Source organism: Nostoc sp. 106C, assembly GCF_002154725.1.
GTDB lineage: Bacteria > Cyanobacteriota > Cyanobacteriia > Cyanobacteriales > Nostocaceae > Aulosira.
This window is the reverse complement of sequence record NZ_MTAW01000197.1, coordinates 1-10,847: the sequence shown is the minus strand read 5'-3', so window position 1 is coordinate 10,847 and position 10,847 is coordinate 1. Positions and strand designations below refer to the sequence as shown.

The window sequence follows — 10,847 nt, the reverse complement described above, 5'->3', positions numbered from 1 at the left end:
AAGTGCCGCCGCGTTGTAGCAAGAGACGGGATTGTGAAACATCTATTGGATAAGCATTTCAGATTTCCATCTGTCGCAATCATTTTTCAAATTGGTATAACTAATAAATTAACTGTAGTCGCTTCGTAATCTTATTTTCACTCAGTTGGAACAGAAAGTTATAGTATAGCGATCGCAGCATTCAGCGAACGCCTATGCAAAGGAAGTATATAGCCAAAATTTTCGTGACACTTCGTCCTTCTGTTTTAGACCCAGCTGGTGTGGCTGTACAATCTGGCCTCAAGCAAATGGGCTACGACAACGTTGAACAAGTGCGGATTGGTAAGTACATTGAATTGACCATCACCTCAACGCAAGAGGTTAAAGCACGTCAAGACCTTGAGCGCATCTGTGACCAAATGCTCGCAAATCCGGTAATTGAAAATTATCGCTTTGAATTGATAGAAGTCGAAACCCAAACGGGAGTGTTTTAGAAGCTAGAGTCTAGGAAGCAGGGAGTAGTGGGACAAGGGAGAAATAATCAGTAATTATTAACTCTTGCCCATTGCTTTTTCACCCTTGACCAATGACAAAGCGCAAAGTCTGAGCGGAGGTTTCCTCCGATCAGAACTTTGTAAGAATGATTAATAACAAATGACCAATGACAAAATTCGGCGTTGTAGTTTTTCCGGGTTCTAATTGCGATCGCGATGTTGCTTATGTAACCAGAGACTTGCTAAAGCAACCGACTCGCATGGTTTGGCATCAAGAGACTGATATTGCTGATTTGGATGTGATTGTCATACCTGGTGGCTTTAGTTACGGGGATTATTTACGTTGCGGTGCGATCGCACGATTTTCGCCGGTAATGCAGCAGGTTGTCGAACATGCTCAAAAAGGTAAGTTTGTCTTAGGTATTTGCAATGGTTTTCAAGTTTTAACGGAAGCTGGCTTATTGCCAGGGATATTGGCTAGGAATCAGGATTTGCATTTTATATGCGATCGCCTTCCTCTCAAAGTTGAGCGTACCAATCTGACTTGGACGCAAGCTTACGCACCTGGTGAAATTATCACTGTGCCTGTTGCTCACGGCGAGGGGCGATTCTATGCTGATAAAGCTACTCTGGCAGAACTCGAAGATAACGGGCAAGTGGTGTTCCGTTATGCAGGCGAGAATCCCAACGGTTCATTAAACAACATTGCCGGGATTTGTAACCGTCAGGGCAATGTTTTGGGCATGATGCCTCACCCTGAAAGAGCCTCTGACCCAATCTTAGGCGGTAGTGATGGGTTGAGACTATTTCAAGGGTTGTTGGACAAGGTGGCAGCGATCGCCTAGTGTTACAGAGACGCGAAATTTCGCGTCTCTACAGTATTTACGATGCAATTGCATTGTCAAACTTTTACCTAGAATGTTTATGGGTTTACCTCTTAGCACAGCAGCAAGGGTAACAATAAACAACTGACAACAGACAAATGACTAAAAAGCAGAAATTTCCTTATCTTCTAGGTTCTAAATGGACAGCGCAGCACAAGGTAGATGGTTGGCGGCATTTCCAAGTCGTTAACCGCAAAAATCAAGGTAATTGGGTTTACGCTGAAATGGTTGCGGCTTGCGATCCAAAAGTTCGTTTTTGGATCAATGCTAAATTGTTACAAGATAACTCCCAGTGGCAACCTGGCTGGCAACTATTAAAAGAAATAGCACAACTAGAAGACGATGTTTCCTGATTTGCCGCGCCAGCCACAGGATATCTTGGCACAATGCCCAACTCAGATTTGGCTTCAATTAGCTGATAGCTTGTATTATAAGTAACTAAAGTTTTCAGTTTCCTACCAAGCTATCGGTGTAAATATGTAAGTTGATTGGCGAGCGCACTATTGCTTTAGTGCTGATTTATTTAATCAGGTCTAACCGATATTTGAAAATTTAATAATTTGTTGCATATATAAAGCACTTGCTGAAAAACAGCAGTTAGATATTTGATTACAGTTGAGGAAAAACTGGCATTTTACTGCTATTGATGATTGTTTTGGTATTTCCACCGTAGGAGAGTAAATCTCTATATTCACCTCTGACGTAGAGGTTGATTAAATCTCATATGCGGATATGAGCATCATTTAATTCAATCAAAAGTATTGAAAAAACTAGATTTTAGCTTTTTGTTTTTTGTAACTATTTTTATATAAATAAGAGTTAAAAATTTTTAAAATTTTATTTTATTGCTTATATAAGCTTTTAAATTGATTTATATGATAATAATCACTTAATTGGTTCTAAAGCGTCATATATAGCCGTTTTTCATATTTAAAGCCCCTTTATTTTCCTTGTGATTTGGACAATAATGACAACGACAAGACCTCACGCATCGCCATCTCAGGCTAGGTGAAGGCAAATGTTTCAGCCACAAGTTTGACAAAAAACTATAAGAGGCAAACCACAGTGAAACTAGCAGTGTATGGAAAAGGTGGAATCGGCAAATCCACAACTAGCTGTAACATCTCAGTCGCCCTAGCAAAACGCGGCAAGAAAGTGCTGCAAATTGGCTGCGACCCCAAGCATGACAGTACCTTTACCCTCACAGGATTTTTAATTCCAACGATTATCGATACCCTGCAAGAAAAGGACTACCACTACGAAGATGTCTGGCCAGAAGATGTAATTTATAAAGGCTACGGTGGTGTCGATTGCGTTGAGGCAGGTGGTCCCCCCGCTGGTGCTGGATGCGGTGGCTACGTTGTTGGCGAAACCGTGAAATTACTTAAAGAACTTAATGCCTTTGATGTTTACGACGTAATTCTTTTTGACGTACTAGGTGACGTTGTCTGCGGTGGTTTTGCAGCACCACTAAACTATGCAGATTACTGCATGATTGTGACCGACAACGGCTTTGATGCTTTATTTGCTGCCAATCGTATTGCGGCTTCAGTTAGAGAAAAAGCACGGACTCACCCACTACGTCTAGCTGGTTTAATTGGTAATCGTACCTCCAAGCGGGATTTAATCGAGAAATATATAGAAGCAGTACCAATGCCAGTTTTGGAAGTCCTGCCTTTAATTGAAGATATCCGCGTTTCTCGTGTTAAGGGTAAGACTTTGTTTGAAATGGCAGAATCTGACCCATCTTTGAACTACGTTTGCGATTACTATCTCAACATTGCCGACCAAATTCTGGCACGCCCAGAAGGTGTGGTACCGAATGATGCCCAAGATCGGGAATTGTTCTCTTTATTATCAGATTTTTATTTAAATCCGAGTAAACCCCAGGTACGGAATCCGGAAGAGGAATTAGACTTGATGATTGTATAAATCATCTAAATTCTCAGGATGGGGAAATAATATGGCTTTCTTTCATAGCTTTACAGATTCAATAAAGCAAAAGTGGTTACTGTTCTTCCAGACGAATCGTGACTGGATTACTCTTCACATGGAGGTGGAATCAGTGTATACCCCTGATGGCGGGAAACGACCACCTTCTTACCTCATCCTGGGAGTTGTGAATGCGTTAGAGCCAAAACTCGCGCAATTAATGCTACCCTTTTCCAGACTGAATCCTGACGCTGATACCCTAATTGAAGTACTGGATTTACATTTCGACCCAGACATTGCTCTTGGTAACCGTTATATCCCCAAGCTAGATTCAGAAAATTATCGGCATGATGCAGTAGCTATCATTGATGGCAACCTCCAAGATGAAACATCTAGCAATGCTCATCTCAATAGTTTTGCGGATGCGGCGGTTGCTCAAGAATTTACAATCGTGGATGCTGCTCATCAAATCTCAAATGGACTGAACGGGCATAACTCAAAAGATGAGTCCCAAAATGCATCCAGTGTAGATGTAGATGAGTTTGGTGAGATTTCCTTCGATACGACTACCACATCAGAAATCAAGCTGGATGACCAAGTACTTGAGGATCTCAACTCAACAGACGAGAACGCTTTTAGTGACGTGTTATCAGATGTCTGGGGTGACGAAACAGCACTGCAAAAAGGTGATGGCAACAATGAATTTTTAGGGGAAGAACTGCCAGCTGGCGTTTTTGATGAATCCGAAATTGCCCGTCTCTTCCCCAACGCTTAAATTATTAGCGTTCCTGTTGAATTTAGGGATTGCTGGCTGGTGCTATGTGCCACATCACGGGAATCTGGGGGGAGAATCATTCTTTCCCCACATACCTGCCCTATATTCACCTGCCTTGTTCGCTTTAAAAATCAAGGGGAGAAACAACCAAAATGACTGTCGCTCAACAACCAGAAGCTTTAAACTTTGAATGCGAAACTGGAAATTACCACACCTTTTGCCCAATTAGCTGCGTGGCGTGGTTATACCAAAAAATTGAAGATAGTTTCTTTTTGGTGATTGGAACCAAGACTTGTGGGTACTTCCTACAAAACGCGATGGGGGTAATGATTTTTGCTGAACCCCGTTATGCAATGGCAGAGTTGGAAGAAGGAGATATTTCGGCACAGCTGAATGATTATGAAGAGTTAAAGCGATTGTGCTTGCAAATTAAACGCGATCGCAATCCTAGTGTAATTGTCTGGATTGGCACTTGCACTACTGAAATTATAAAAATGGACTTGGAAGGCTTGGCTCCCAAGCTGGAAGGTGAACTTGGTATTCCCATCGTCGTTGCTCGTGCTAATGGTCTAGATTACGCCTTCACCCAAGGAGAAGACACTGTATTAGCTGCTATGGCTAATCGTTGTCCTGATAAAGCTCCTGTGACAGAAACAGACAAGAACGAACGTAACGCTATTTCCAAACTACTCAACTTTGGTAAGAAAAAAGAAGAAGTAGTTGAAGAAGAATCGGAATATGTAGATCATCCACCGTTGGTTCTTTTCGGCTCCCTTCCCGATCCTGTAGTAACTCAGTTAACTCTAGAACTGAAGAAGCAAGGCATCAAAGTTTCCGGCTGGCTACCCGCAAAGCGCTTCACTGAACTGCCAGTGCTGGAAGAAGGCTATTACGTTGCTGGTGTCAACCCTTTCCTGAGTCGTACTGCTACTACCTTAATGCGTCGTCGTAAATGCAAACTCATCGGCGCACCCTTCCCTATTGGCCCTGATGGTACTCGTGCTTGGATTGAGAAAATTTGCTCAGTTTTCGGCATTACACCCAAGGGTTTGGATGAACGAGAAGCACAAATCTGGGCAGGCTTGGAAGAATACGTAAAACTAATTCGCGGCAAATCTGTATTCTTCATGGGTGATAACTTACTGGAAGTCTCCTTAGCACGCTTCTTGGTGCGCTGTGGGATGACAGTTTCCGAGATTGGTATTCCTTACATGGACAAGCGATATCAAGCCGCTGAGTTGGCGCTACTAGAGCAAACCTGTAAAGAAATGGGTGTACCCCTGCCGAAAATTGTTGAGAAGCCAGATAATTACAACCAAGTTCAGCGCATTTATGACTTGAAGCCAGACTTGGTAATTACTGGTATGGCTCACGCCAACCCGCTTGAAGCTAGGGGTATTAATACCAAGTGGTCTGTGGAGTTCACCTTTGCGCAAATTCATGGCTTTGGCAATGCTCGTGACATTCTGGAATTAGTGACTCGTCCCTTACGTCGAAATAACAGCTTAAAAGATTTAGGTTGGGATAAGTTGGTCAGAGAAGAAGCAAAAATTTAGAATTTAGGTTTAATCAAACAACACCGTATGAGAAAAGGCGAACGCAAAGTTCGCCTTTTTTCCGCCTCAGATAAAACTTACCCTTCCAGTTTTCTAAAACACTAAATACAGTAATCTTCAAATTATTTGAGAAATAGGGCATGAGGGAATTATGACAAGAGGAACAGGCAACCAAGAACTCTTGCTTCAATTGGGGAATAGGAAATATTCTTGCCAGTTCCCTGTTATTAAAGAGATTTCTTGTTTGTCTTCCCTTTAGATAAAGCTCACGCTTGTTTCTCACTAATACCAATTCCCGAAAATCCTGATACAAATAAATTTTTCGTAGGGGTTTAGCATTGCTCATTGGTGTCAACTTAAGCTAAAAATAGCCTCTGTCTTAGCTTTGCCATCCGCCTGAGAATGAATTCTCAGGCTAATAGTCCAAGTCTACTGAAGTAGACTCAAGATTTTGAGGATATTTACTCATCTAAAGATGACTTTTGCTTTTGCTATTAGCAAGGAACTTCAGTTCCTTGCGGTAACAGGGTTTCGCGTTAAGTTGACACGTATGAGCATTGCTAAACCCGGAAGCGCGTGTTTGTATCATTATTAAGGTGAAATGGTATAACGCATTCGCCTGCGGAGGAGCCAGTCCATAGTGGTGAGTCCAGCACTGTTCGGCGTTCGCCGGAGGCGTTCTCGCAGAGTAGCCATTCCTGTTCCCTCAAAGAGGGTTCCCGCAGGGTAGGGTAGGTAGATTTCCTAACCTAGGCGACTGGCGTTAGCAGTAGCGAGGTATGAGCGTCACCCGAAGGAATTTTCTCTGTTGTAAAAACTGCCGAAAGGTTTCCCCGACTTGGTCGTCGCAAGCTTTACCGTAGGGTAGGCGGGTTTCCCAACCTAGGGAACTGGTGTTAGCGACGTTCGCGTAGCGTCTCCCTTTGGGAGAAGGAGCGTCACCCGGAGGGTTTTGCAAACCCTACCAAGAGAGCATCTGTCTCACCTTCTCTCCCTTGCCTTTCTCATCTTTCTGTAGCAAGTACCTATGAATATTGAATCAATGCTCTAAGGCATTACAGCTTCATCACGTTGATAATCAACAATAATCTCGAAGCTAGTGTTAGGAATCACCTGGCGTAAGTGCCGTAAATATCCGTCTGCATCAGAACGACTGCGGAATCGAGCCACAATCACTGGTTCCATATTAGGCACAATACGGCTGATGGCCCAAGCATTAAGACGTTTTCTGTAAGCTTTCGCTTGATTTTCTGTGGTGGAATCGTAATCGGTATTTTGTGGCATGATCTAGATATCCATAGGAGTTAAGTCAAGGGCATTAGTAAGTTTCTTGGCAGGGATATTCTACTAACGCCTCTTAAATATTGATGCACCCTTATTAATACATTATTTTTGGCTTGTCAACACTTAGTGTTAAATGTTAGTTAAAACTAATATTTAGCGCCTAGTATTTGTTAGAATGCTGGTGGCAAATAGAGGGTAATACCCCTCATCACATGGTAAAAAAAGGGACTTTAGCATCGTTGAAGAGGCACAAGGCCCTGCACCACTATCGGCAGTCGCGATCGCGCAATAAAATGGGTCTTACCCCTGATGAGCCAGAGATTTCTTTGTTAAGAGCATTGAAAAAAATAAAATTTTTATGTTAAATCACCTACTGAAGAGTTTTGAAACAAATTGTAGGATTGACAATTTAGTACATAGCACTTGAATATATATTGTGTCTATTTTTCACTCAGTAATTAAGATAATCACAGCTTAACATCAAGGCAGGAGGATAAACATCACCAGGATTACGCCTGTGTGATTTTTTTCAATGCCCAAACATTTCTTTAGAGCGATCGCTTAAATTATGTAAATATTTTTAGGTTTAAAACTAGACTTTATAAAAATGAAGACACCATTCATAGTATCAATACTTCAAAGAGTAGTTGAGCAAATAGGAGCAATACTAATAGTAGATCCAGAATGTAAATTTGTTGGGCACATTACTTTTAAAAATGGGAAAAAAACTGTTTTTCGTTCTACGCAATTTAATATTAATGGCTTTGGTGCAGCAGAGATTGCAAAAGATAAAGGTTGCTCTAGTTTTTTACTGAAGCATTTTGGATATAAAGTTCCTGAGGGTAAAACATTTTTTAACGAGCACTTATGTAAAAAAATAGACACATTAAGAAATATAGATGATGGCTTTGATTATGCTAAATCGCTAGGATTTCCTGTAATTGTCAAACCGCTGAATCTAAGTCAAGGTAGATTAGTGACCAAAGTTCATAATAAGCGAGAATACTATCAAGTAGCTAAAAAAATCTTGCAAATAACCTCAGGATTCATTGTCGAGCGATTCCATGTTGGTAATGACTACAGGATTTTAGTACTAGATGAAGAGGTAATTATTACCTACCAAAGAATTCCCTTATTTGTAGTAGGGAATGGTAGATCAAGTGTTTGGGAACTTTTGCAGAGAAAGCAGTTATTACTGAATAAAAATGGCAGAAAAATTATAGATTTAGAAGATTTTAGAATTAAAAAAAAATTACAAAGGCAAAAACTAACTTTTGACAGTGTGATACCAAAAGATACGATTGTATATGTTTTGGACAATGCAAATTTATCGAGTGGCGGTGAGGCAATAGATTTAACTGAAAGTATCCATGCGGATTTTCAAAAATTGGCAATTAATATTACAAAAGATATGGGACTAAGATTAGTAGGTGTAGATATTATTACAAACGATATAACTAAGCCAATGGGAGACTATATAATTATTGAAGTAAATGGGTCTCCTGGCTTACAGAACTACGCCTCGTTTGGTGAACTGCAAACTCAGAGAGTAGAAAATTTATATCTCAAAGTTCTTCAAGCAATGGAGAATTAGTACCTAGATGCGGGAGTCAAAAGATAAAAATTTTCTAATTAGATGAATTCCTCCCGATATCGCAAAATCTTCATGGATATAGAAATGGTAGATGCACCTTAATTTTAATTACGTCCTCAGCTTTAAGTTGGGGACTTTTATTATTTAAAAATAGATGGCAACAAACTCGGAGCTAACCACAGTGCATAACCAATAAATCCAAATAGTCCTGTAATTAAGACAGTAACTATGTAGCTGATACACATCAATAATCCGTCAGATTCGATTGTGGCAACTGCTAGTAGTAAAATACCGACGGTAGGGATAGGATTAGTTAAGGGAATTGGTGAAATCAGTAATACGGTTAACCACGAGATACAAAACCCATTGAATCGCCAAGCCCAATGACTATTTGCTATTTTTGCTAACCGGGGACGAGCAATTTTTTCTAATATCCTCGTAACTCGTCGCAGGTTATGCAACAATAATTGGGCAAAGCGGCGAGGAAATTTGTAGTTGGCAATTTTTTTGGGTAGCCAAGGCGATCGCCTTCCCAGTACCATCTGCGTCGATAACAGCAAGCAAGCAGCACCAAATGGCCCAGTTAATCCGGGTGGCATGGGAAACAAAAAGGGCAATACTAACAATGCAATCACCAAGCTAAAGCCCCGTTCGGAAGTTTTTGCCAGAATCTCTCCTAGGGTTAGCGGCTGTTCGGCTAAATTTTGCAATAATGACTTAATTTCTTGAGAAAATCTGAGATGCATTTGGCTTGAGTCTTGGCGATTTTCCACAATACCCAACTTTAGTTAAGTAAATCGCTTTATCAATGTATACATTTGTTCTACAAATATTTCCGTAAAAAATCAAATTTTATTTATCTTCAACTTGTTTTGTTTTGCCAATCTAACACTTAAAAATTAAAGCTGCGCTCCTCCTGATGGGACAAACACAGTTACAGCTTTAGGAATAACGTGAAAATGGGCAGGGGTATAGGTGGTTATTTCTCCATCAGTATTAATAGGACGTGGTTTTCGAGTATAAACTTCCATTTCTTGACCCTGAAGGGCCCGGACTTCGCGCCATTTTATGTGTCGTCCTTGTCGCATAGCCGGAAGTAAGGGTATGATTTGCCACCAATGATTAATCTCTAAACTGTAGAGATCAAGCCTTTGATCGTCGATTGTGGCATCGTGAGCAACTGCCATGCCACCGCCATAATAGCGACCATTGCCTACAGCAATCTGTACTGTTCGCACGTGAATTGATTCACCGTTGATGCGAATTTCGGCGCTAAAGGGTCGAGATTCCCACATTACTTGTAATGCTGTGGCGAGGTAAGCGAATACTCCCCAGCGGCGCTTTACTTCTTTGGTAAGTCGCTCAGTGATTTTCACACTCAGTCCCATACTGGCGACGTTGAAAAAATGCTTGCCATTTACTCGTCCTAAGTCAATGCGTCGCTGCTCTCCGGTGGCAATAATTGTGCACGCTTCGGTTAAGGAATTGGGAATTCCTAAAGTCCTGGCTAAATCGTTAGCAGTTCCCAAAGGTAAGATACCTAAAGGTAATTGCGTATCGACTAAAGCATCTACTGCGGCATTGAGTGTGCCATCACCGCCACCAACAATTACTAAGTCAACTTGATCTCGGTAGTGACGAATAATTTCAGTCAAACGGTTGGGATGTTCTGTAGATTCCTCAATCAAATCAAAGCCTGATTTTTTTAAACATTCAATCGCTTCTGTGAGACGTTTTTTTCCTTGGCGAGCATGATGATTTACTAACAGCAGTGCGCGGGGACTCATGGTTATTACCTTTTATATTTTTAGATGTCGAATTATCAACCTCTATACACTCTGTCTTGAAAAGTTAAGCTACTTGGTTGCAGGGATTCCCAGGTAGGCTCATAGGGCGGCGCTGTCTCCCCGTTGTGCAAAGTGGCGTTCCTCCGCCGGGAAACCTGGCTCCTCTGTAACTTTTGGCTGCATAAGCTTAATTACAAAACCTATTGGGGCTGTTATGAAATTTACTCAGAATTTACTGGCTCGCTGTTTTTTATATCGGCGTTACTTTTATAGATTGTGCCTATTTAGTCTAGCTTTATTAGCTGTTTGTGTATTCATCCCTAGGAAATGGAGTTATCAGCCAAAAGAAAATTGTAACTTGGTTATTTGTATTTCTAATACTGGGATTCATTCTAATATTATAATATCAACCAAAAATTATGTTTTTGATTGGCATAAGTATATCTTTATAGAAAGAATCGGCATAGATAATTTAGATGATTATAATTATTGGCTCTTCCGTAGGTGTTATCCCTCTTCTGTCACTTTCCGGGTATTCTGAATAAAAGAATCAAAAGAAAAA

12 protein-coding genes are annotated in these 10,847 nt (G+C 40.9%); 7 read left to right on the top strand and 5 right to left on the bottom strand.

All coding sequences use genetic code 11. The features are described from left to right. The first annotated feature begins 194 nt into the window (after window positions 1–194). The 6 genes from purS (at window position 195) to BV375_RS29825 (ending at window position 5,620) form a co-directional block, all read left to right on the top strand. Window positions 195–473 carry a phosphoribosylformylglycinamidine synthase subunit PurS gene (gene purS, locus BV375_RS29850; protein ID WP_086767250.1) on the top strand — a complete coding sequence of 93 codons (279 nt, stop codon included), beginning with the start codon at window positions 195–197 and terminating at the stop codon, window positions 471–473. A gap of 167 nt (window positions 474–640) precedes the next feature. Continuing rightward, window positions 641–1,318 carry a phosphoribosylformylglycinamidine synthase subunit PurQ gene (gene purQ, locus BV375_RS29845; protein WP_086767248.1) on the top strand — a complete coding sequence of 226 codons (678 nt, stop codon included), beginning with the start codon at window positions 641–643 and terminating at the stop codon, window positions 1,316–1,318. 137 nt (window positions 1,319–1,455) lie between these two features. Beyond that, window positions 1,456–1,710 carry a TIGR02450 family Trp-rich protein gene (locus tag BV375_RS29840; protein ID WP_086767246.1) on the top strand — a complete coding sequence of 85 codons (255 nt, stop codon included), beginning with the start codon at window positions 1,456–1,458 and terminating at the stop codon, window positions 1,708–1,710. A gap of 712 nt (window positions 1,711–2,422) precedes the next feature. After that, window positions 2,423–3,289 (top strand): ferredoxin:protochlorophyllide reductase (ATP-dependent) iron-sulfur ATP-binding protein, encoded by an 867-nt coding sequence (gene bchL / locus BV375_RS29835; RefSeq protein ID WP_218776744.1) that lies wholly within the window; start codon window positions 2,423–2,425, stop codon window positions 3,287–3,289. A 31-nt stretch (window positions 3,290–3,320) separates the two neighbouring features. Then, window positions 3,321–4,064 (top strand): DUF5331 domain-containing protein, encoded by a 744-nt coding sequence (locus BV375_RS29830; protein WP_086767244.1) that lies wholly within the window; start codon window positions 3,321–3,323, stop codon window positions 4,062–4,064. Window positions 4,065–4,216: 152 nt separating this feature from the next. Next, window positions 4,217–5,620, top strand: a complete 1,404-nt coding sequence (locus BV375_RS29825; RefSeq protein ID WP_086767242.1) for a ferredoxin:protochlorophyllide reductase (ATP-dependent) subunit N — start codon at window positions 4,217–4,219, stop codon at window positions 5,618–5,620. 13 nt (window positions 5,621–5,633) lie between these two features. On the opposite strand, the gene BV375_RS37820 is transcribed toward BV375_RS29825, so the two are convergent. The 3 genes from BV375_RS37820 to BV375_RS29815 all read right to left on the bottom strand — a co-directional run bounded on the left by BV375_RS37820 (window position 5,634) and on the right by BV375_RS29815 (window position 6,904). Then, the gene (locus tag BV375_RS37820; RefSeq protein WP_086767240.1) at window positions 5,634–5,966 is read right to left on the bottom strand and encodes a hypothetical protein; all 333 of its coding nucleotides are present in this window, start codon (window positions 5,964–5,966) and stop codon (window positions 5,634–5,636) included. Between the two features lie 417 nt (window positions 5,967–6,383). Beyond that, window positions 6,384–6,578 carry a hypothetical protein gene (locus tag BV375_RS36325; protein WP_143842252.1) on the bottom strand — a complete coding sequence of 65 codons (195 nt, stop codon included), beginning with the start codon at window positions 6,576–6,578 and terminating at the stop codon, window positions 6,384–6,386. Window positions 6,579–6,667: 89 nt separating this feature from the next. Next, window positions 6,668–6,904 carry a hypothetical protein gene (locus BV375_RS29815; RefSeq protein ID WP_086767238.1) on the bottom strand — a complete coding sequence of 79 codons (237 nt, stop codon included), beginning with the start codon at window positions 6,902–6,904 and terminating at the stop codon, window positions 6,668–6,670. A gap of 607 nt (window positions 6,905–7,511) precedes the next feature. On the opposite strand from BV375_RS29815, the gene BV375_RS29810 reads away from it, so the two are divergent. Next, window positions 7,512–8,498 carry a cyanophycin synthetase gene (locus BV375_RS29810; protein ID WP_086767236.1) on the top strand — a complete coding sequence of 329 codons (987 nt, stop codon included), beginning with the start codon at window positions 7,512–7,514 and terminating at the stop codon, window positions 8,496–8,498. Window positions 8,499–8,638: 140 nt separating this feature from the next. Here BV375_RS29810 and BV375_RS29805 read toward each other — a convergent pair whose 3' ends face one another. Next, window positions 8,639–9,244: an exopolysaccharide biosynthesis protein gene (locus BV375_RS29805; RefSeq protein WP_086767252.1), complete on the bottom strand. Its 606-nt coding sequence runs from the start codon at window positions 9,242–9,244 to the stop codon at window positions 8,639–8,641. Between the two features lie 153 nt (window positions 9,245–9,397). Beyond that, window positions 9,398–10,285: a lipid kinase gene (locus BV375_RS29800; RefSeq protein WP_086767234.1), complete on the bottom strand. Its 888-nt coding sequence runs from the start codon at window positions 10,283–10,285 to the stop codon at window positions 9,398–9,400. Window positions 10,286–10,847 lie beyond the last annotated feature (562 nt).